The organism is Afipia felis ATCC 53690 (genome assembly GCF_000314735.2).
GTDB classification, from domain to species: Bacteria; Pseudomonadota; Alphaproteobacteria; order Rhizobiales; family Xanthobacteraceae; genus Afipia; species Afipia felis.
Window position 1 is genome coordinate 3,892,684 of record NZ_KB375270.1, and the last position, 20,438, is coordinate 3,913,121.

Here is a 20,438-nt window from a genome sequence, read left to right on the forward strand (position 1 = left end):
AGGGCAAAGACATGTTTACACCTGTTCCTAACCCGACCACCAAGCCGGCTCCCGCGAAGTTTGGCGAGCAGGACCTGATCCGCCGTTCGGCATCTACCGTCACTCCGCCTGCCAAACGGCAGACGGAAGTGGCGAAGCTGATCGACGTGTCGAAATGCATTGGCTGCAAGGCCTGCCAGGTGGCGTGCCTCGAGTGGAATAATCTCACCGAGGAAGTCGGCATCAATACGGGTGTCTATGACAACCCGCACGATCTGACGGAAAACACCTGGACGCTGATGCGTTACACTGAGTACGAGAATGCCGAAACCGGCAATCTCGAGTGGCTGATCCGGAAGGATGGCTGCATGCATTGCGAGGATCCGGGCTGCCTCAAGGCTTGCCCGGCACCCGGCGCCATCGTGCAGTACTCCAATGGCATTGTGGATTTTGTCCACGACAAGTGCATCGGCTGCGGCTACTGCGTGAAGGGGTGTCCGTTCAACATCCCGCGCCTGTCGAAGGCCGACTCCAAAGCCTACAAGTGCACGCTCTGCGTTGACCGCGTCGCGGTCGGGCAGGGACCGGCATGTCAGAAGGCGTGTCCGACACAGGCGATTGTGTTCGGCACCAAGGACGAGATGAAGCAGTGGGCTGACCACCGCATCAAGGATCTCAAGTCGCGCGGCTTTAGCAATGCCGGCCTCTACGATCCTCCGGGTGTCGGCGGCACACATGTCATGTACGTGCTGCAACATCTCGACAAGCCGCAGATCTACGCCAACCTGCCGAACAACCCATCGATCAGTCCGATCGTTGAGGTTTGGAAGGGCGTGACCAAGTACGCCGGTCTCGCCGCTATCGGTGCCTTTGCCGCCATCGGATTCCTGCATCATGCCATCGCCGGCCCCAACAGGGTGTCGGAGGAGGATGAGAAGAACGCCGAGCGGTTGACGGAGAGACAGCCATGAGCGAGTTGGAAGTCGACACGGGCGACAGCGTTCGCCCGGGCAAGCCAGTCATCGTCGACCGCTATACCGTCGGCGCGCGCATCAACCACTGGATCACGGCGATCAGCCTCGTGCTGCTCGCTTTGTCCGGCCTCGCACTGTACAGCCCTAGCCTTTATTTTCTGACGGGTGTGTTCGGCGGAGGGCAGTTGACGCGGGCACTCCATCCCTGGATCGGCGTGGTGCTGTTCTTCAGCTTCATGGGGCTGTTCTTCCGTTTCTTCCGGCTCAATCTCTGGAAGAAGAACGACAGCGTCTGGCTGAGCCGGTTGCGTGACGTGTTGGCCGGTGACGAGAACAAGCTGCCTGAAGTCGGCAAATACAATGCCGGGCAGAAGGTGGTGTTCTGGTCGATGTCGCTCCTGATCCTCGTTCTGATCGTCTCCGGCCTGATTAGCTGGGACGCGTATTTCGCAAGCTATTTCACTATCGAACAGCGGCGGATTGCGGTCCTGGTGCATTCGGGGGCTGCGATTGTAGCGATTTGTGTCTGGATCGTTCACGTCTACGCGGGCATCTGGGTGCGCGGCACGATCGGGGCGATGACGCGTGGTCAGGTCACGGGCGGCTGGGCCTGGCGGCATCATCGCAAGTGGCTGAAGGATTTGGTCACGACGACCAAGCACTGAAAATGAATGCGGCGCCGGCATGATGTGCATGTCGGCGCCGCGAGAGGATTGAGATTATGTGGAAGTGTGCTCATCAGGCGAACGAGGTTCTTTATTGCCCCGCAATGTCTGATGAAACCACGTGACCCGTGAGGTTCGTGAGGGTAAATAATGTCCAGCGTCGATCCGACTGCGCCTGATCCATCCGTCATCAGCAACATTCCGACGCCGCAATTTGCGCGGCTCCCAGATCCGAGCCAGTTATTCTCGGTCCGCGAGGCGCGGTTCGCCGCCCTCGCCGAGGGGCATGACCTTGCGCCTTATCTGAAGTTCCTGTCTGGGCTATGTGGAGTGCAGGCGGCCATTCAGGACGGCTTGCCGGAACCGGATGCGATTGCGTCGGAAGCACTGGAGCGCGCTCGTCAACATGGCATGCCGCCGCTCGACCGCGGTCATTTCATAGCCGATGCTGCTTTCGTTGCGACGCTGGATCGGCTGCTTGCGGCGGCAGCCGATATCGATATGCCGACGCAAGCCCGCGCGGCGCTCGAAAAGGTCACGAAAGCGGATGCCGACGGGCGCGCGCGCATGGTCGAGAACGTGTTGGCGGAGGCCATTCCGGTGGAGGCGCTCGCCGAGCACATCTTTGCGGCTGCTGCGCTTCAAGTCCATTTCGCCCGCCTTGCTGCACGGCTCGACGCCAAGAGCCTGCAACCGGTCGGCGATGGCGTGTGTCCGTCCTGCGGGGGAGCGCCGACGGCGACCGTGCTCGTCAACTGGCCGCGCACACCGGGGGCGCGCTATTGTTCCTGCTCGTTGTGCGGAACGCTTTGGAATTACGTGCGCTCGAAATGCACGCTCTGTGGCTCGACCCGCAAAATCCTGTTTCAGGAAATCGAGGGCGCGGGCAACATCAAGGCCGAGACCTGCGATGACTGCCATGGCTATATGAAAGTGCTCAATCATCAGAAAGATGATCGCCTTGATCCGGTAGCCGATGACGTCGCGACGCTGGGGCTCGATCTGCTGGTACGCGAGCTCGGCTTCCGTCGCGGTGGCGTTAATCCATTTCTGATCGGCTACTAGGGAGTCCGATATGGACGCAGGGATTTCCCCCTCCATCCGAATTCCGTCCGTCGATGAGATTTTGAAAACGCCGCAAGCTCATCAGGCGATCGAACGTTTCGGACGGAAACGCACGGTGGATGCGATACGTCATGTGACCGCGGTCGTGCGCCGTGAAATCGGTGCGGACGCGGTGCTCATGCCCGCTCCTGAGGCCATCGCGGCCGATGCCCTTGCGTGGCTTGAGGCCGATGCCCGCCCGAATGCGCGGGCAGTGTTCAATCTCACCGGCACGGTCCTGCACACCAATCTGGGCCGCGCCATTCTCGCGGAAGCAGCGATCGAGGCTGCGACGGTCGCGATGCGCGAAGCGATGGCGCTGGAATTCGATCTGGCGCAGGGCAGGCGCGGCGAACGCGACGCTCTGGTTCGCGGTCTGCTGTGCGAGTTGACCGGCGCCGAGGATGCGACGGTGGTGAACAACAATGCCGCCGCCGTGCTGCTCGCGCTCAACACCTTGGCCAAGGGAAAAGAGGCTATCGTTTCGCGCGGCGAGTTGATCGAGATCGGCGGCGCCTTCCGCATGCCGGAGATCATGGCGCGCGCCGGTGCCAGGCTGGTCGAAGTCGGGACCACCAATCGCACGCATGAAAAGGACTATGCGGCGGCGATCAACCCGAAGACCGGGTTGATTCTCAAGGTCCATACATCAAACTACCGCATCGAGGGCTTCACCAAGTCGGTGTCTGGCAAGGCGATCTCTGCGCTGGCGCGCGCGAGTCACGTTCCGCTCCTGAACGATCTTGGCTCCGGCACGCTGGTTGATCTGTCGTGCTATGGGCTGATGCATGAGCAGACCGTGGCGGAGGCGGTGGCCGAGGGCGCGGACCTCGTGACGTTCTCCGGCGACAAGCTGCTCGGTGGCCCACAGGCCGGATTCATCGTCGGGCGTCGGGATTTGATCGCGCGACTGAACCGCAACCCGATGAAGCGTGCGCTGCGTATCGACAAGATCCGTCTTGCGGCGATCGAAGCGACGCTGCGGCTTTATCGCGATCCGGACCGGCTGGCTGCACGTCTGCCGACATTGCGCATGATGGCGCGGCCGCTTGCCGACATCGAGGCCGCGGCGCAGCGTGTGTTGCCTGCCATCGCGGCCGCCGTGGGTTCTCGCTTTGACGCTGACGTGATCGCCTGCACAAGCCAGATCGGTTCGGGCTCGTTGCCGAGCGAAGTGATTCCAAGTGCGGGCATCGCGTTGCGCGTGGCCAATACGCGCGGCAAGGGCCGTGCCCTCCTGGAATTAGCGACAGCCCTTCGGACGCTGGATCAACCTGTCATCGGCCGCATCGAAAACGATGCGTTTATCCTCGATTTGCGCTGCCTCGAAGACGAGGCCGCGTTCGTGCGCAATCTCGCGACCTTGCGAACAGGGGGCCGAGGCTGATGGGCTTGCGCGGATTCCTTGCACAGTTACGGCAGCGGCGCGATGTGGATGCGCCAGTTGAGGCTGTGGGGGAGGCGTTGGTCGCTGAGCGGATGGCACAGGCTTATGAGGCCGCCGAGGCGAACGACTACGAATCTGCGCTGGCAATCTGGGGGCCACTTGCGCATCAGGGCATTACGCGCGCGCAGAACAATATCGGAAAATGTTTCAGCGATGGACTTGGCGTCGATCGCGATAGCGCGCTTGCGCTGCGCTGGCTGACGCTTGCGGCCGAAGGTGGTGATCCTGTCGGCCAGCGCAACCTTGCCGAAGTCTATTTCAAGGGCGAGGGAGTTCAGGCGAACGCAGTCCGGGCCGCCGAACTATACCGAACGGCGGCGGAAGCAGGCGACGGTCCCGCGCAAGACATGTTGTCGTGGATGCTGGTTGAAGGCGAAATGATCCCTGGCGATCTGTCTGACGCAAAGCATTGGGCGGAAGCCGCAGCGGCGCAGGGCATCGTGCCTGCCATGACACGGCTCGGCATGATGTATCACAACGCGCTTGGCGTCGAACGCGACGCGGCTGCAGCTGCACGCTGGTGGGACAAGGCCGCTGTGCTCGGAGACGCAGATGCACAGGCGATGCTGGGTGCGGCATATCAGCTCGGCGCCGGGGTGCCGCGTGACGGTGTTGCCGCGCTGATGTGGCTGTTGCGGGCGCAGGCCGGCGCAAGCCTGCTGGCGGAGCCCTTCATCCATCCGACATTCGCGGCATTGTCGGTCGCGGAGATCGAGCGTGCCAGGAGGCTCGCGGGCCTGCCATTGCCGGAGCCTGCATTATGATCGTCGGCACCGCTGGGCATATCGATCACGGCAAGACCTCGCTGGTACGGGTGCTGACGGGCGTCGACACCGACCGCCTCAAGGAGGAAAAGGCGCGGGGCATTTCGGTTGATCTCGGCTTCGCCTATCTGCCGATGCCGGCGGGCGGCATTCTTGGCTTCATCGACGTGCCGGGACATGAGCGTTTCGTTCACAACATGCTTGCCGGTGCAACCGGAATCGATTTCGTTTTGCTGGTGATTGCAGCCGATGACGGTGTGATGCCGCAGACGATCGAACATTTGGCAATCGTCAATCTGCTCGGCATCAATGTCGGCGCGGTCGCGATCACCAAATCGGATATGGTGGATACCGAGCGTCTCGCCGAGGTTCGCGTCGAGATTGCAAACCTGCTGGCTTCGACGGTGCTGCATGATGCGCCGATGTTCCCGGTATCCAGCGCGACCGAGGCGGGCGTCGCGGAATTGCGCGCGCATCTTTTCGCGGCGGCGGCAGCATGGTCCGGCCGCTCGGCGCAGGGGCGTTTCCGTCTTGCGGTCGATCGTTCTTTTACGTTGTCTGGCGCGGGGACCGTGGTGACTGGAACGGTGCTCTCTGGCAGTGTCTCGGTCGGAGATCAGGTTGTCATCAGCCCGTCGGGTCGATCGGCGCGCGTGCGTGCTATCCATGCACAGAACCGTGCCGCTGAGCGCGGACAGGCAGGAGATCGCTGTGCGCTCAATCTTGCAGGCGATCAGATCAGCAAGGATGCGATCAGCCGTGGTGACGTCGTGCTCGATCCGCATCTGCATGCGCCGGCCAATCGGATCGATGCGAAATTTCAGGTGCTGGCCTCGGAAACGCGGCCCGTCACGCAGTGGATGCCGGTGCGGTTGCATCACGCCGCGGCCGAGATCGGTGCGCGGGTGGTGTTGCTGGGCGACGATCCGGTGACGCCCGGCGGCGAAGCTTTCGTCCAGCTTGTCACCGACCAGCCGATCGCCGCGGCGGCGGGGGATCGCTTCGTGCTCCGCGATACCACGGCGCAGCGGACCATCGGCGGGGGTGTGCTGGTCGATCTCCGCGCGCCGGCGCGCAAACGTCGTACACCCGAGCGAATTGCGCAGCTTGAAGCAGGCGCGATTGCCGATCCGGACAAAAGCCTATGGGCGATGTTAACCGCCGCCGGTTATATCGACTTTACCGCCTTCGTTCGCGACCGTGCGTTGTCGGCGAGCGAGCGCGACGCGATGATCCAGCGCCTTAGCCTGCTGCGGCTGCCGACTGCGAAAGCCGAATACGTGATCGCGCCGGCTGCGTGGCTTCGTCTGAAGACCGCGATCCATGCAACGCTGACGGCCTTTCATGCCAACCATCCGAACCTGTCCGGCATGGGGTTCGAACGCCTGCGGCTGCAGCTTGAACCACGCTTGGCGGCGCCGGTGTTCGCGGCGCTGCTGCAGGGGCTTGCACGCAACAAGGAGGTAGGCCTCGATGGCGCATGGGTTCGCTTGCCGGGCCATGAGGTGCGGCTGTCGCTGGTCGATGAAGCAGTGTGGAGCAAGATCGCACATTATATTGGCGGCGAGAGTCGTTTCCGGCCACCACGCGTGCGGGATATTGCGGGCTATACCGGCATTGCCGAGCCAGAGGTGAGGCGCGTTTTCAAGCTGATTGGCCGCATGGGCAAGGTCGATGAGATTGCCCACGATCATTTCTTCCTGCGCGGAACAGTCGCCGAGATCGTTCAGATCATGACGGATGTGGCGGTCGCTGCGCCCGATGGCTATTTCACTGCGGCACAGTTGCGCGACCGCCTCGACAATGGCCGCAAGGTTGCGATACAGATTCTCGAATTCTTCGACCGGCATGGCGTTACCATCCGCCACGGTGATTTGCGTCGCGTCAATAAGCATAGGCTTGATCTGTTCGGCAGAGCGTCTGATGAGTTGCCGACGTCAGCAAAGGTTGCGAAGATCGAAGTTAACGGAAGAGCATCGTTCCCGGTGGGGCGTCCGGACTTCAAATCCGGGAGGGGCCGCGAGACGGTCCTTGGTGGGTTCGACTCCCATTCTCTTCCGCCAAATCCTCTCTCATCGAAATTGGGTGTGCGATGACGACGCAGCAGCTCTCCAACTTTCTCGATGGCTTTGAACGCTCCGCGCATGAGGCGAGCGTGAACGAGGAAAATTACCGGCGCGAGATCTCTGCCCGCCTCAAGACGCTCGCGGAGGAACGAGCCTTCGGTTTTCGCAGGCTCAATCTGATGCGGACCGTCGTGGCGGCGATTCAGAAATGCGAGACCGAGGACGATGCGATCGTTGAAGGCTCGGCGGCGTTTCTGCGGGAAGTCGGTTGGTCGGCGGAGAACGAATCCCAGCAGGAGGCGCTGGAGAGGTTTCAGCCAGTCATCCGCACATGCTGGCGGATCAAACAGGCGGGCGGCGAGGAGGGGGCTAACGGCGAGGCGAAGCCTGAAGCAATCCCCGAGGCGAACCCGGACGATATCGGCAAGCAGTTGAGTGAATTCGAAAACTGGTTCGGCAAAGCGCGCAATGGCCCGTTCCTTAGCGTACTTGAGCGAGAGATCGTGGAGCTGCCGCTTGTCGAAATCTGCTAGGGAGCGTCGTGGCAAACTCGATGACGCTCTGTTTGACGATTGGGTCGTCAAGGAATATCGGCGTGCCAATGGTTTTACGGCGCTGATCGTGCTGGTTTCGACGGCAAATCTCGGCGTTGTGCCGTTGCGCTCGACCTTCACGCATATAATCGGCGATGAGATCAACTGGCATCAGTTCAGCATGCTGATGCGCGGGGCGGGCGTGGCCTGGGACGCGGTTCTAATCATGCCGGTTAGCGATGAGGACGGCGGGCCCATTGAGGATCACCGCGCGGCGGAAGAGTTGCGCGCGCTGGAAGATCGCCTCAACGAGGACCGCATGGTCGCCAATGAGGGGCACTTTTTCGACAATTGGGGTCGCCGCATGAAGGTCGAACCCGCGACGGCGAATTGATGTCACGCTATGACGCGCACCTCGGCCGGCCCGGCTGCGGTGTAGCCGATGATCCGGGCGGCGCTGTAGCCCGCGCGGTGAATTGTCTCGAGCGCGGCCTGGGCGTGATCAGCGGCACAGGAAACTAACAACCCGCCCGACGTCTGCGGATCGACCAACAGGTTGCGCTGCCAGTCGGGCAAACCCTCGGGCAGGCGAATGGCATCGCCATAGCTTGCCCAGTTTCGTGTGGATGCACCGGTGACGTAGCCCTGCTGCGCGAGCTGGGCCGCGTGCGTGAACAGTGGCACCTCGGTGGCTTTCAGCGCGACGGTGAGCTTCGAGCCGCGTGCGAGCTCCAGCGCATGGCCGAGCAGGCCGAACCCAGTAACGTCGGTAATGGCGTGAACGGCTTCATCGTTGGCAAGCTCACTGCCAATACGGTTGAGTTGTGTCGTCGAGGCAAGCATTTCGCCGTAACCCTCGCCCGGCAGATCGCCCTTCTTGATGGCGGCGGAATAGATGCCGACGCCGATGGCCTTGGTCAGGATCAGCGCGTCGCCGGGCTTCGCATCGGCATTGCGGCGCACCTGATCGGGACGGCAGAGGCCTATGACGGCAAGACCGTAGATCGGTTCCGTCGCGTCGATCGAGTGACCGCCGGCAACCGGAATTCCGGCCGTCGCACAGACGCTATTGCCACCTGCGATGATGTTGCGCACGTCATCGATTGTGACCTTGTTGAGCGGCATGCCAAGGATCGCGAGCGCCATGATCGGTTTCGCGCCCATGGCGTAGATGTCGGAGATCGCGTTGGTTGCGGCGATGCGGCCGAAATCGAAGGGATCGTCCACCACCGGCATGAAGAAATCCGTGGTGGCCACCACGCAGGTGGAGTCATCGACTTTCCACACCGCGGCGTCGTCACCGGTCTCGACCCCGACCAGCAGTTGACGGAATGGCGCGGCGGCGGGCTGGTTGGCGAGCAACTCCTGCAAGACGGAAGGCGCAAGCTTGCAGCCGCATCCGCCACCGTGGGCAAGGCTCGTCAGGCGCACGATGGGAGCATTCATTGTCAGGTCTCCTGCGGATTGCGCCGCGCAGCGGCAGCCTCACCAGCATTCCGCGCACTGCGCGGAGCGGAGAGCGACAACATACTCCGAAATCATACGCCCGATCGGGCAAGAGATGCAAATGTGCCGTAGCGCCGCATCACTGGCGGCACTCCCGCGGATTAATTTCGCGGGAGTGCTTGATTAATCTTATCTTACAATCTCGCCGGACGTCGGATCGAGATAGAGCGATGTTTTCGCGCCGTTGCGGTCGAATCCTTTGATCTTCCAGCAGCCCTTGCTCTGTTTCGTCTCACGGACCGCATAGCCGAGCGATTCCGCTTTTGCGACGACTTTCTCGATCGGCATCCACTGGCTTGCCGGGACAGGAGCGCAGCGCATTTTGTCGGCAAACGCCGGTTGGACGGCTGCGGTTGTGAGCAAAGCGAGGGTAGCTGAGATGAGGATCGGTTTCATGAGATTCTCCGTGATCAGATAGTATCGATTCGGTCCTTATGGCTGATGGAGGCTGTGGTTCTCCTGATAAGCGCTGTCAGGGAGCTGTCAGGAGCGCTCAGATAAGTTGGCTCTAGGGTCAAACCTTTCGGGAGAGAACCATGCCGGCAGCTCTGGCTTTTCTTTTCATAGCGGTGCCGTTTCTTGCGGCATCGGCGCTCGAATTCGAGGGGTTCATTGCGCTCGTTTTGCTGTTCTGCGTTGCCGCCGGGCTCGCCGGTCCGCCTCAGAATGGTGCGTCGGCCGCGGCGGCCCGTTTGCGGCGGCAACGTCAGGCGCAGGCGCGAGATGAAGCACTGCGCGCGGAGATCGCGGCGCGGCCCCGGTTGCCGGATTTGTCGCGAATTTGATAAAGTGATGCCTGCCCACCCTCACGATCAGAAGATCGAACAGGCTCGACCGGAATCTTGATGATGCTTTGTACGAACCTGAAGTCCCTTGCGTTGCTGGCGACGCTCATGATGGTGGTCATGATGGGTGCAAGGCAGCCTGTGTCCGCGGCCGATTGCAAGCGCAGTCAGGACTGCGCGCTTGATGCCTTCAAGGGCGGGGAAATCAAACCGCTCCCTGATGTGCTCGCGGTAGTGCGCGAGAAAATTCCCGGCGAAGTGGTCAAGGTCGAGCTTGATCGTGAGAAAGGCGTCTGGGTCTACGAAGTCAAAATTCTTACGCCGTCCGGAAAGCGCCGGAAGGTCGAAATTGACGCCAGCACGCTGGCGATCGTCAAAATGGATTGATCGTGCGCGTTCTGGTTGTCGAGGATGAACCGCGGATTGCTGCCGATCTCAAGAAGGCCCTCGAGAGGACGCTTTATGCCGTCGATGTCGCACATGACGGTGAAAAAGCCTGGTTTCTTGGTGAAACTGAGGATTACGATGCCATCGTGCTCGACCTCGGCCTGCCACGCCTCGATGGTCTGTCGGTTTTGAGACGGTTGAGGGATGCCGGGATTGCGACGCCGATCCTGATCCTGACTGCGCGTGACGGCTGGCGGGAGAAGGTCGAAGGCATCAATGCTGGCGCCGACGACTATCTCGTCAAGCCGTTTCAGATGGAGGAGTTGCTCGCGCGGCTTGGCGCGATCACGCGCCGTGCTGCTGGTCATGCTTCGCCAGTTATCAAGGCTGGTGAACTCGAGGTCGATACCCGCGCACGCGTGGCGATGTTGAGCGGCCATCAGCTTGCGCTATCGGCAATGGAATATCGGCTGCTTGCCTATCTTCTGATCCACCGCGGACAAACCATGTCCCAAGGAGAGCTTCTCGAACATCTTCATGATGGCGACACCGATCGTGATGGCAATGCGGTCGAGGCGCTTGTTGCCCGCTTGCGCAAGAAGCTTGGTTTCCCGCTGATTGAAACGCATCGAGGGCGTGGCTACTGCATCCCTGCGGATGCTCCATGAGAACGCATTCGCTGTTGTTCCGTCTTGGCTCGGCCGCCACGATCTTGATTGCGCTGGCGCTGGCCTTGGCGGGCTTCGGGCTGTGGCTGATCTTCAATCAGGAAATCGAGCGGCGCGCGACGAACGAACTCGACCAGATTGTGAAATTCGTAGCAGCGCAGGTACGGATTGATACCGATGGCGCGCCGGTTGTGGATGGCGCGCCCGCCGACCAGCGGTTTGAGGAACCCTATGGTGGTCTCTACTGGCAGGTCAGCACGCGAGAGGGACAGCGTGCACGCTCGCGTTCGCTGTGGGATACGATTCTACCTGAGCCTGAAGGTGCTCTTGATAGTCAACGCCATGTCACCGATCTGGGCGGCCCGGCGGGAGCGCCGTTGCTCGCGGTGGTGCAGGCGATAACCGTGGCCGCGCCAAGCGGGCAGGACGTGCCGTTGCAAATTATTGCCGCCATCGATCGCGGCGATCTTGCGGCGGCACGTCATACGTTTCTTCGCCTGCTTGCCCTCTCTCTGATTGCGCTCGGCCTGCTTCTGATCGTTGCGATGGCGATCTTCATCCGCCTGGCGCTACGCCCGTTCGATCATCTCGGGCAAGGGCTGAAGGCCATCCGCGCCGGAGAAAGTCACGCTCTCGCGGGAACGTTTCCGGACGAGGTGCAACCTGTTGTCGATGATCTCAACCGGCTGGTCCAATTTCAACGCACGGCTGTCGAGCGCGCGAAGCAGCATGCGGGCGATCTCGCCCACGGCTTGAAGACGCCGTTGACGGTTCTCGGTGCGCTCGCGCGGCAGGCCGCGGAAGACGGTCGTAACGATATCGCACAGTCGATCGACGGTGAGGTGCATCAGATGCGGCGGCAGGTCGATCGCGTTCTCGCGCAGGTGCGTGCCAATGCGGGACCGACGCTCGGTGGAAAGACAGTTGCGGTGAAGTCTGTTGCCGCGAAAGTCGTGCATGCGTTCGAGCGGCTTGCCGAGGACAAGATGTTGCGCTGGACGATCGATGTTGCTCCCGATGCGCGGTTTCCCGGAGCGGAAGATGAACTCACGGAAATTCTCGGTAATCTTCTAGATAATGCCTGCAAGTGGGCGCGGAGCGAGATCCTTCTCACTGCTAACCTCTCTAAGGGAGTCCTTGATCTCTGCGTGGATGATGACGGTCCAGGGTTGTCGGCTGAGCAGGCCTCGCAGATTGGGCGAGGACAGCGTTGGGACGAAACGCAGCCCGGAACAGGCTTGGGGCTTGCGATTACGCGTGATCTTGCTGAAGCCCGCCGCGGATCGCTTGTTATGGTGCGTTCGGATATGGGCGGTGCCCGCGCGCATGTCAGGATTCCGCTCGATCCGATTGCGTAAAGTTTTATCGAGCCACCTCGTGTCGGCGAGGCGTTGCCGAAATCCACGTGCCATCGATTCTACTGGAATAAGTGGCCCCGGCCTGTTTTACATATTGTTCGGGAACCCAATCCAATTCCAGTCGGCTGGAATGTGAACTAAGTTATTGAGATGACTGCAATAACCCAAGAGATATCCAGCTATCTTTCGCATACGGTTCGCGTCATCGATTCCGTTCAGGGGCTGTGTGCTGAAATAGAGGCCGCGAAGGACATGTGGATTTCTGCATTGTCCAATGGAGGGAAGGTCTTTTTTTGCGGGAACGGAGGCTCTGCGGCGGACGCTCAGCATTTGGCGGCGGAATTGATGGGACGTTTTTTGATCAATCGCGAACCAATGGCGGCTGTATCCCTGACGGTCGATACGTCGGCTCTTACCGCGATCGGCAATGACTATGGTTATGACAAAGTGTTCTCCCGGCAGTTGCGCGGTCTGGCGCGACCAGGCGATGTGCTCGTCGGGCTTTCGACCAGCGGCAATAGCGCCAATGTCGTCGGTGCCCTTGAAGCCGCGCGCAGCATGGGAGTCAAAACCATCGGCCTGACGGGACGGGGCGGCGGTCGCATGGCTTCGTTGAGCGATGTGCTGATCGCCGTCGATCATGACCGGACCAATCATATTCAGGAAGCGCACATCGTCATCGGACATATGATCTGCGCATTCGTCGAGGCCAAGCTTTGCTCCGCCAAGCCGTAATCCTGTGTGGTGGATTGGGCACGCGCCTGGGTGGTCTCACCGCGCATACGCCAAAGCCGTTGCTGCCGGTGAACGGCACGCCGTTTCTCGACATCCTTATTCAGGAAATCGTCCGATACGGCTTTCGCGAAGTCCTGCTTCTGGCCGGTCGGTATGGCGAACAAATTCGGGCGCAGTATCAGGACCGGGCCATGTTTGGAGCGCGGGTACGGGTCATGATCGAGCCTGAGCCGTTGGGCACCGGAGGAGCCTTGCGTTTCGCGCTTGATGCTCTTGATTCGGAATTCCTGCTGGCGAACGGCGATTCCTGGATCGATGCCGATCTCACGCAATTTTCCCGCGCATGGAAAGAGAAGCAGGCCGGTCATCCCGAAGCGCTCGCGCAGATCCTTCTCCATTCGATCGAAAATCCTGAGCGTTTTGGGGCTGTCGAAACCCGCGACAGCCAGGTCGTGGCTTTTCAGGAAAAAGGCTCTTACCTCGGTGGAGGTCCGCAGCTCATCAATGCCGGCGTCTATGTTTTTCGTCGAGAAGCGATCGTCGAAGCATCGCCGGGCAAGGCAATCTCGCTTGAGCGCGAGATACTTCCCGCCCTCGTGGCGCATGGTCATGTGCTGTGTGCTTCAGCTAGCGAAAACCATTATTTTGTCGATATCGGCGTTCCAGACAGTTATCGAAGCGCGCAGATCGATTTGCCAAAAGCACGAAAGAAGCCGGCGATCTTCTTCGATCGTGACGGCACGCTGAATCGTGATGTGGGTCATACGCATCGCGTCGAGGATCTTCACTGGATGCCGGATGCACGAGAAGCCGTCGCTTATGCGAACGCGAAGGGCTTCTATGCTTTCGTGGCAACGAACCAGGCTGGAGTTGCCAAGGGATTCTATCCGGAATCCGCTATCGTACAGTTTCATGATGCAATGCAGGCCTCTCTGTTCGAGATCGGCGGCCACATCGATGCCTTTGAATGGTGCCCGCATCACCCCGATGGCGTCATCGCTGAATATCGAAAGCAGTGTGAGCGCAGGAAGCCCGGCAACGCGATGCTCGCTGATCTGATGACGGCGTGGCCGGTCGATTTATCTCGCTCTATCATGGTCGGAGATGCAGAAAGCGATATGCACGCGGCCTCGGCTGCGGGTATCAAAGGTGTGCGATACAGCGGAGGATCGCTTCTTGCTCTCCTGAAGCGTGAATTCGAGGAAGTGGGCGGGACATAGCCGATGTGGATTTGCAAGACACCTCTTCGCGCCAGCTTTTTCGGCGGAGGAACGGATTATCCTTCCTATTTCAATTCACGCCCCGGTGCGGTGCTGGGTGGTACCATCGACAAATATGTGTTCATCCAAGCGCTTCCGCTTTCTCCGATCGCCGAACAGAAATTCCGCGTGACATATCGCGCGACTGAGAGTGTCGATGAAGTCGATGCCATCAAGCATCCGGTCATTCGTGAGGCTTTGAAGCTCTACGGCTGGCATGAGCCTTTGAACATTGCCACGATGTCGGATTTACCTGGAGGAACCGGACTCGGGAGTTCTTCGGCCTTCACGGTCGGGTTCATCAACCTCCTGCATCAGATGCGAGGGTGTGAACTGACCCGGTACGAGCTTGCGCGACACGCCATCGATATGGAGCAGGTCGTGCTCAAGGAAAAAGTTGGTATCCAGGATCAGGTGCACGCGGCATTTGGCGGGTTTGCACGCTATGAGTTCAATGGTGGATCGATCTCCATTGAGCCACTGCGGTTGACCACACATCGTCTTGCGCTGTTCAACGCTTCGCTTCTCCTCGTCTACACGGGCGCCCAGCGCAACGCATCCGACGTCACCGTCGAGCAGCAAGATCGAACAGCCGCAGGACTAAACCTCAGCTATCTGAACGAAATGTATGAGATGACCAAGGTCGGCGCCAGAATTCTAGAGTCTGATGGTGACGATCTCGCGGCTCTCAAAAGATTTGCGGATTTGCTCGATCATGGCTGGAAATTGAAGCGGCAACTGGGGGCCACAGTCTCGAACTCGTCGATAGACGAGATTTACATGGCCGGCAGAGAACTCGGCGCATGGGGCGGAAAGCTTCTGGGAGCGGGCGGCGGCGGATTTGTACTGTTCATGGCAGATCCATCGCTTCACCCGCTATTCTCAAGGCGCTTTGGTGCGGGCAATGTTATCCCCGTATCCATGGTTACAGGCGGTTCTGTCGTCCTGCAGGTGAACTGAGCGAATATGCCATTCGCCTTTGATCTGATCCTTTTGATTGGAATAGCGCGCCTGTTCGGCCATGTCGGTTGTGGGCGCGAGGATGCAGCAAAGGTTCTCCCAGGGAGTATCTGGTCGACTACCAGAAGACTGCGTATAGCGGCAGCGTGGTGAGTTGGTTTATCAGCCCGAAATTGCAATAATTGATCTGGCGGAACGTCGCAATAAGAGAAGAGTTGGTATGGAGCATCTCGATCTAACCGAGCAACACGAAGAGCGGCCGAAGGTCGAACGGGTCATATTGGTGACGCCAGCGGCTCCGGGCAGCAAGGGGGACGAGGGAATGCTCCTCGGGGCGCTGCGGATTTTGAATTCCGTGCCTGTCCATCTGCTCAATCCCGAGACGGGTCCTCTATGGACGGATGTGTTGAGCAAAAGCGATGACATGTCGTTTGTCACTGAGCACCAAGGCGCGTTTGCTGATTTTCTTCCGAGTATCCGGCCCACCGATGCCGTTTTTGTCGTGGGAGCGGACGTCATTGACGGGACCTGTGGGCCTGATCCATCTCTTGTTAGGCTGAGTTTTTTGAAGGAAGCGCTGGTACGCGGTGCTCGTGGTGCGATTGCATGCTCCTTTCGATCGGGTGTTGATCCAGCCATTGTAAATTATTTGAAAGACTTGCCAGATTCGAGCGTATTTCTGCGGGATGTCAAATCGCTTGAAAATTTTTCTACTCAGGTGGACTCAAGAGCTGAATTCTTTCCTGACCTGTCTTACTTCGCGGCTCCGTCGGAGTTGCAGAGCCGGAGTTGTGATCCGGACCTGGTCGCATGGATTGCCGGAATACATGAGCGCGGCGGAAAGGTGATCGGTCTGAATTTTAGCGAGCAAATGTTTCGTTCGCTTTCGGACGATCATGACAATGCTGCACGATCCTCACTGGTGACGAATGTTATCAATGAAATTTTGAAGACTGTTCCTAGTGCTTGCTTTGTTCTGATTTCAAACGACAACCGGGATTGGCCTAATCATCTTTCAGACGTCGCGTATCAGGAATTTGCGGCAGAGTCTCTGAAAGACATCGTCGGCATCGATGGGTTCCGCATCCAGGATCCAAGTAGATCGTACCTCGATAATATTGTTCTGATGGGATTCCTTGATCTTTTGGTAACGGGGCGGATGCATCTCGCGCATGCTGCCGTCCGGCAAGGCACTATTCCGTTGATTATGATGGGTACAGGACGTGGATATACGTCAACGGACAAGATGCGCGGAATGTATGAAACGGTCTTTGAAGCCGATTCCGGCGTCGTCAACGAAATCGAGGGATTGGGAGCTGCCATCCGTTGGGCGGAAGAGCGGATGCCTGATCTCAAGACCCGGCTCGGGAAGTGGAATAAAATTTCGCGATTCGAGGAAGAAGTCTTGCGTCCGATGCTTGTCCGCTCGCTCGGATTATCTAAGGAGCCTTCGAGCGGAGGTGAGATGCTCGTTGCGAGCCTGCGCAAGCGGGATGCCGAGACTCGTTTGACGCTGAAACGGTATGAGCCATCTGTGGAAATAGAGCCGGCGCAGGCGGCAACCGAAACTCAGATATTAACGGAGGAGCGAGACAGGCTGCGTGTGGCAACGGACCTGCTGATGACGGAAGGGGACCGGCTCTCGGATGAATTGTTTCGAGCCTATCGCCGGCCGTGGAAGCCGATTCGGCGCACCATCCAGCGTGGATTTCTGAAGTTGATTCTGGTCTTCCGCCCGCTGTTGTCGGAGCGGACAGCCGATCGATTTCGACGTTCCATTCAGAAGCGCAAGCCGTCCTTGATTCTCTCACAATGGGCTGAGTTCAAGGCATACGTTGGAAATTCAGCGAGTCTTCAGACGTCAACGGCTTCAGGACGCATGAAAGCCAAGTTCTGGAAGGTCGTTAAATATCGTCTGTTGCGCCTGTTGTCCAAGTTGGCTCGACCATTCTCGCGGCGGCAGGCTGAAAAATTCCGTCGATCCGCGGACAAGCGCAATCCGTGGCGGTCGAATCTGCCTGTTGCTCCGGTCGTTCCAGCGGTCGTGCAAAGCGTAGATATGATGGATGCGTCCCGCGCGTCCCGTATCTTCGTTGCGGACTATCGCTTGCCGCGCGCAGACACGTCTGCTGGAGAGCGAGCGACGGTCGGGTTGATTTCTGATTTGTGCGCTGTCGGGTATGAGGTTGTCTTTGCTCCGACAGATATGAATGCGACGTCGCCTTACCTTGAAGAGCTGCAGGGGTTGGGTGTCGAGGTTATTACGCGCGAGAGCGGTTACACTTATGCGAGTGACTACATCCGCGAAAAGGGCAAGCAGTTCGGGACATTCTATTTCATCCGTGTGGATGTCGCAGAAGATCTGATTGCCGCCGCTCGTGAGGCCGCGCCTGAGGCACGTACTATTTTTCATGCGCCGGATCTTTACTCCCTGCGTGAGAACCGTGCGGCGGGATTGAGTGGGGATCCCACGGAGAAAAGGACCGCAGAGAAGACCAGAGCCCGCGAAACGGCGATCATGCGGGCTTCCGATCACGTGGTGCTCGTGAGCCCTGCGGAAGTTCCTCATGTGAAGGACATCGTATCGATCGATAAGATATCGGTTTTTCCGGCGCTTTATAGTTCGATCGTTCCTAATCCGCCCGGCTATCGGGAGCGCCAGCATCTGTTCTTTATCGGTGGCTTTGCGCACACGCCGAATGTCGGTGCAGTAAAGTGGTTCGTCGATGAGATATGGCCCGCTATTCATGCGGCGTTGCCGGAAACCGAATTTCATATCATCGGCGCAGAGGCGCCGGAAGATATCGTGAAGCTTGGAGAGCGTCCGGGAGTGCGCTTTGTCGGTTACGTCCCCGATCTCGCTCCAGTGCTGGCGACCTACCGGCTCAGCGTCGTGCCGCTTCTGTATGGCGCCGGCATCAAAGGGAAGCTTGGAACTGCAATGGGTGCCGGCGTTCCGTCGGTTGTCACCACCATTGCTGCGGAAGGCATGAATGTTGTCGACGGGGCTCATGCGCTTGTCCGCGATGAGCCAGCTTTATTCGCGGAAGCGGTTATTCGTCTGTACCAGGATGAAAATCTGTGGGAGCGGATTGCGCGTGGTGGCCGAGCACTGGTGGAGGACAATTTTGGCGATGCCGCCAACCAAGCCTCGTTCCTTCGTCTTCTCGACCGGGCTGGTGTGTTGCCGCTCGATCTTTACGTCAAATATTGTCAGGGCGTTTCACCTTCGCCATTTCCTAGCCTCGATCCGGAGCAGGCGGTCGATGTGTCGATCATTATACCGGTTCATAACCAATGGACTTTGACAAAGGCCTGCTTGAGTTCAGTGCTGCATGCTTGCCGGGGTACGGGTATCGATTGTGAGGTGATCCTTGCCGATGATGCCTCGACCGACGACACTCTCCGCGCCGCGGAATTTTTCCCCGGCCTGAAAATTGTCCGTCAGGATCAAAATCTGGGTTTTCTGGGCAATTGCAACGCAGCCGCTGCAGGTGCACGAGGACGATATCTTCTCTTCCTCAACAATGACACCGTAGTGATGCCAAACTGGCTGACGGCTCTGATGGCGGCTGCGACGAGATACCCCGACGCCGCGATCCTGGGCTCCAAACTGATTTATCCGGACGGTACCATTCAAGATGCCGGCTCAGTTCTTTTTGCAGATGGTTCTGCCGCGAATTTAGGGCGAGGGCAGAATCGCTACGATCCGCGGTTTTGTTTCGACCGGGATGTTGATTACGCGACAGGTGCATCGATCCTTGTAGTGCGAGCGTTTTGGGATGACGTTGGTGGCTTCGATGAGCGTTATATTCCAGCCTATTGCGAAGATTCCGATCTGGCTATGGCTGCGCGCGCGCATGGTCTGCATGTCACCTATATCCCCAGTTCGGAGGTCGTTCACTTCGAACATGGCAGCTACGGTGCTCAGGCTAGCGTGACTCCGCAAGCTTATCAGATCGAAAACGGTAAGAAATTGTTCGACAAGTGGAGCGTGCAGTTTGCCAGAGACCATCTGCCTGCTTCGGCGCTGCAAGATGCTGAAGCAATTCACGCCGAACGGCGGTCTTCGCGCGAAACGCGCAGGCATAAGAAGCTCAATATTCTGTATTTCAGCCCTTTTCCCTCGCACCCGAACAACCACGGAAACCAGGTCAGAATTCAGTCCCTTGGGCGTCATTTCAAACAGTTAGGGCATAAGGTTCATTTTGTTTTGCTTGAAAGCGGCATGGTGAACGACAATGCCATCAAGTTCATGCGTAGCACATGGGATACGTTCGATCTGCTACAGAATAGCAGGTCGCTGGAATCGGACGGCAACCCGATTCCCTTCGATCATTGGTATCAGGAGGGGCTTGGAGAAGAGATCGCGGGGCTGTGCCGGAAATACGACATCAATCTCGTTCTCTGTTCTTATGTCTTCCAGTCGAAACTGCTCGAGTATGTTCCTGTGCATATTCTTAAGGTCATCGACACCCATGACAAGATGGGGGACCGGTATGAAATGTTGCGCAAGAACGGACAGCCTCTCGAATTCTTTTCGTGCTCACCGCAGGAGGAAGGAGAATATTTGCGGCGCGCGGACGTTGTTGTGGCAATGCGAGCAGAAGAAGCCAGCTATTTCGATGACGTTTCAGGCCGCGCCACATCCATCGTTATTCCTCACATTGAGAGGCGGCGATTTGTCGATCGCAACTTCTCAAAGATTGAGAATGTTGGCGTTGTAGCGAGCCCTAACCGGATCAATCTCGCGGTTGTCTCGGAATTGGTGAAAACGTTGGTGGCTCGGGAGCAGCATGCACCTATCCCGTTTACGCTGCATATTGCGGGTCAGATACGCGAGATGGTGCGGTCGCTGCCCAGCAGGGAGCAAGAGTGGTTCGATCGCCCCTGGATTAAACTGCATGGTTTCGTGCCCAATATTGGAGAGTTTTATCGGGCGGTGGATGTGGTGATCTCGCCGGTCACGATGGGAACTGGCATCAACATAAAAACCGTCGAGGCTCTGGCTTACGGCATGCCGCTCTTGTCCACTGCGTGGGGCAGTAAAGGAATTGAAACATCCGAGCCGATGCATCGGCACGCCGATCTCGATTCGCTGTCTCAAAGCCTTTTCGATATCTGTCGTAGCCCATTGCGCCTTCAGCAGCTTGCTGCTGCAAGCCGGACGACCTATGAAAAATTCTATAACGATACTGTTCAGTCGATCGATCTGCTGATGCGAAAAGTGAGAGCCTAACCGAGGGTT

The 20,438-nt window shown here is 58.8% G+C and carries 17 protein-coding genes, 1 tRNA gene and 1 pseudogene; 17 read left to right on the forward strand and 2 right to left on the reverse strand.

From position 1 onward, the window contains the following. The first annotated feature begins 11 nt into the window (after positions 1-11). From fdxH to HMPREF9697_RS18615, 9 genes and pseudogenes are all read left to right on the forward strand, one after another. Positions 12-950 carry a formate dehydrogenase subunit beta gene (fdxH, locus tag HMPREF9697_RS18580; protein ID WP_002718798.1) on the forward strand — a complete coding sequence of 313 codons (939 nt, stop codon included), beginning with the start codon at positions 12-14 and terminating at the stop codon, positions 948-950. Next, on the forward strand, positions 947-1,618 hold the full coding sequence (locus tag HMPREF9697_RS18585) for a formate dehydrogenase subunit gamma (protein WP_002718799.1): 672 nt from the start codon (positions 947-949) through the stop codon (positions 1,616-1,618). Before fdxH ends, HMPREF9697_RS18585 begins: the two co-directional genes overlap by 4 nt. Before the next feature lie 150 nt (positions 1,619-1,768). After that, positions 1,769-2,683, forward strand: a complete 915-nt coding sequence (gene fdhE / locus HMPREF9697_RS18590; protein ID WP_002718800.1) for a formate dehydrogenase accessory protein FdhE — start codon at positions 1,769-1,771, stop codon at positions 2,681-2,683. A gap of 10 nt (positions 2,684-2,693) precedes the next feature. After that, the gene (gene selA / locus HMPREF9697_RS18595) at positions 2,694-4,109 is read left to right on the forward strand and encodes an L-seryl-tRNA(Sec) selenium transferase (RefSeq protein ID WP_002718801.1); all 1,416 of its coding nucleotides are present in this window, start codon (positions 2,694-2,696) and stop codon (positions 4,107-4,109) included. After that, positions 4,109-4,933, forward strand: coding sequence for a tetratricopeptide repeat protein (locus HMPREF9697_RS18600; RefSeq protein ID WP_002718802.1), 825 nt, complete (start codon positions 4,109-4,111; stop codon positions 4,931-4,933). The genes selA and HMPREF9697_RS18600 overlap by 1 nt, the downstream gene beginning before the upstream one ends. Further along, positions 4,930-6,759 (forward strand): annotated as a pseudogene (selB, locus tag HMPREF9697_RS18605) (selenocysteine-specific translation elongation factor); the annotation flags it as partial. The gene HMPREF9697_RS18600 and the pseudogene selB, both read left to right, overlap by 4 nt. 141 nt (positions 6,760-6,900) lie before the next feature. Next, positions 6,901-6,996 (forward strand) — tRNA-Sec (locus HMPREF9697_RS21115). A 29-nt stretch (positions 6,997-7,025) separates the two neighbouring features. Continuing rightward, on the forward strand, positions 7,026-7,532 hold the full coding sequence (locus tag HMPREF9697_RS18610) for a hypothetical protein (RefSeq protein WP_002718803.1): 507 nt from the start codon (positions 7,026-7,028) through the stop codon (positions 7,530-7,532). After that, positions 7,516-7,926, forward strand: coding sequence for a hypothetical protein (locus HMPREF9697_RS18615; protein ID WP_002718804.1), 411 nt, complete (start codon positions 7,516-7,518; stop codon positions 7,924-7,926). Before HMPREF9697_RS18610 ends, HMPREF9697_RS18615 begins: the two co-directional genes overlap by 17 nt. Before the next feature lie 2 nt (positions 7,927-7,928). Here the strand turns inward: HMPREF9697_RS18615 and selD are convergent, their stop codons facing one another. Both selD and HMPREF9697_RS18625 read right to left on the reverse strand, forming a co-directional pair. Continuing rightward, a complete protein-coding gene (gene selD / locus HMPREF9697_RS18620) occupies positions 7,929-8,978 on the reverse strand; it encodes a selenide, water dikinase SelD (RefSeq protein WP_002717255.1) in 1,050 nt (349 codons plus the stop codon). A gap of 189 nt (positions 8,979-9,167) precedes the next feature. After that, a complete protein-coding gene (locus HMPREF9697_RS18625) occupies positions 9,168-9,434 on the reverse strand; it encodes a PepSY domain-containing protein (RefSeq protein WP_002718805.1) in 267 nt (88 codons plus the stop codon). 140 nt (positions 9,435-9,574) lie between these two features. Here HMPREF9697_RS18625 and HMPREF9697_RS18630 point away from each other — a divergent pair, with 140 nt between their 5' ends. From HMPREF9697_RS18630 to HMPREF9697_RS18665, 8 genes are all read left to right on the forward strand, one after another. Further along, the gene (locus HMPREF9697_RS18630; protein WP_002718806.1) at positions 9,575-9,823 is read left to right on the forward strand and encodes a hypothetical protein; all 249 of its coding nucleotides are present in this window, start codon (positions 9,575-9,577) and stop codon (positions 9,821-9,823) included. Positions 9,824-9,931: 108 nt separating this feature from the next. Beyond that, the gene (locus HMPREF9697_RS18635) at positions 9,932-10,210 is read left to right on the forward strand and encodes a PepSY domain-containing protein (protein ID WP_244597823.1); all 279 of its coding nucleotides are present in this window, start codon (positions 9,932-9,934) and stop codon (positions 10,208-10,210) included. A gap of 2 nt (positions 10,211-10,212) precedes the next feature. Further along, positions 10,213-10,878, forward strand: a complete 666-nt coding sequence (locus tag HMPREF9697_RS18640; protein ID WP_002718808.1) for a response regulator transcription factor — start codon at positions 10,213-10,215, stop codon at positions 10,876-10,878. Continuing rightward, complete coding sequence (locus tag HMPREF9697_RS18645) at positions 10,875-12,236, forward strand: sensor histidine kinase (RefSeq protein ID WP_002718809.1); 1,362 nt, start codon at positions 10,875-10,877, stop codon at positions 12,234-12,236. The genes HMPREF9697_RS18640 and HMPREF9697_RS18645 overlap by 4 nt, the downstream gene beginning before the upstream one ends. A 150-nt stretch (positions 12,237-12,386) precedes the next feature. Beyond that, positions 12,387-12,971 carry a D-sedoheptulose-7-phosphate isomerase gene (locus HMPREF9697_RS18650; protein WP_002718810.1) on the forward strand — a complete coding sequence of 195 codons (585 nt, stop codon included), beginning with the start codon at positions 12,387-12,389 and terminating at the stop codon, positions 12,969-12,971. A gap of 14 nt (positions 12,972-12,985) precedes the next feature. Then, positions 12,986-14,191 (forward strand): HAD-IIIA family hydrolase, encoded by a 1,206-nt coding sequence (locus HMPREF9697_RS18655; protein ID WP_051053956.1) that lies wholly within the window; start codon positions 12,986-12,988, stop codon positions 14,189-14,191. A 3-nt stretch (positions 14,192-14,194) separates the two neighbouring features. Then, a complete protein-coding gene (locus HMPREF9697_RS18660; protein WP_002718812.1) occupies positions 14,195-15,190 on the forward strand; it encodes a GHMP family kinase ATP-binding protein in 996 nt (331 codons plus the stop codon). Positions 15,191-15,410: 220 nt separating this feature from the next. Continuing rightward, positions 15,411-20,429, forward strand: coding sequence for a glycosyltransferase (locus HMPREF9697_RS18665; RefSeq protein WP_002718813.1), 5,019 nt, complete (start codon positions 15,411-15,413; stop codon positions 20,427-20,429). The last annotated feature ends 9 nt before the right edge of the window (positions 20,430-20,438 follow it).

Bases quoted from the DNA above. Each gene is read 5' to 3' on its own strand.
- HMPREF9697_RS18610 (WP_002718803.1), top strand. From the start codon at position 7,026: ATGACGACGCAGCAGCTCTCCAACTTTCTCGATGGCTTTGAACGCTCC.
- selA (WP_002718801.1), top strand. From the start codon at position 2,694: ATGGACGCAGGGATTTCCCCCTCCATCCGAATTCCGTCCGTCGATGAG.
- fdhE (WP_002718800.1), top strand. From the start codon at position 1,769: ATGTCCAGCGTCGATCCGACTGCGCCTGATCCATCCGTCATCAGCAAC.
- HMPREF9697_RS18600 (WP_002718802.1), top strand. From the start codon at position 4,109: ATGGGCTTGCGCGGATTCCTTGCACAGTTACGGCAGCGGCGCGATGTG.
- HMPREF9697_RS18630 (WP_002718806.1), top strand. From the start codon at position 9,575: ATGCCGGCAGCTCTGGCTTTTCTTTTCATAGCGGTGCCGTTTCTTGCG.
- HMPREF9697_RS18660 (WP_002718812.1), top strand. From the start codon at position 14,195: ATGTGGATTTGCAAGACACCTCTTCGCGCCAGCTTTTTCGGCGGAGGA.
- HMPREF9697_RS18645 (WP_002718809.1), top strand. From the start codon at position 10,875: ATGAGAACGCATTCGCTGTTGTTCCGTCTTGGCTCGGCCGCCACGATC.
- selD (WP_002717255.1), bottom strand. From the start codon at position 8,978: ATGAATGCTCCCATCGTGCGCCTGACGAGCCTTGCCCACGGTGGCGGA.
- fdxH (WP_002718798.1), top strand. From the start codon at position 12: ATGTTTACACCTGTTCCTAACCCGACCACCAAGCCGGCTCCCGCGAAG.
- HMPREF9697_RS18665 (WP_002718813.1), top strand. From the start codon at position 15,411: ATGGAGCATCTCGATCTAACCGAGCAACACGAAGAGCGGCCGAAGGTC.
- HMPREF9697_RS18625 (WP_002718805.1), bottom strand. From the start codon at position 9,434: ATGAAACCGATCCTCATCTCAGCTACCCTCGCTTTGCTCACAACCGCA.
- HMPREF9697_RS18650 (WP_002718810.1), top strand. From the start codon at position 12,387: ATGACTGCAATAACCCAAGAGATATCCAGCTATCTTTCGCATACGGTT.
- HMPREF9697_RS18585 (WP_002718799.1), top strand. From the start codon at position 947: ATGAGCGAGTTGGAAGTCGACACGGGCGACAGCGTTCGCCCGGGCAAG.
- HMPREF9697_RS18635 (WP_244597823.1), top strand. From the start codon at position 9,932: ATGATGGTGGTCATGATGGGTGCAAGGCAGCCTGTGTCCGCGGCCGAT.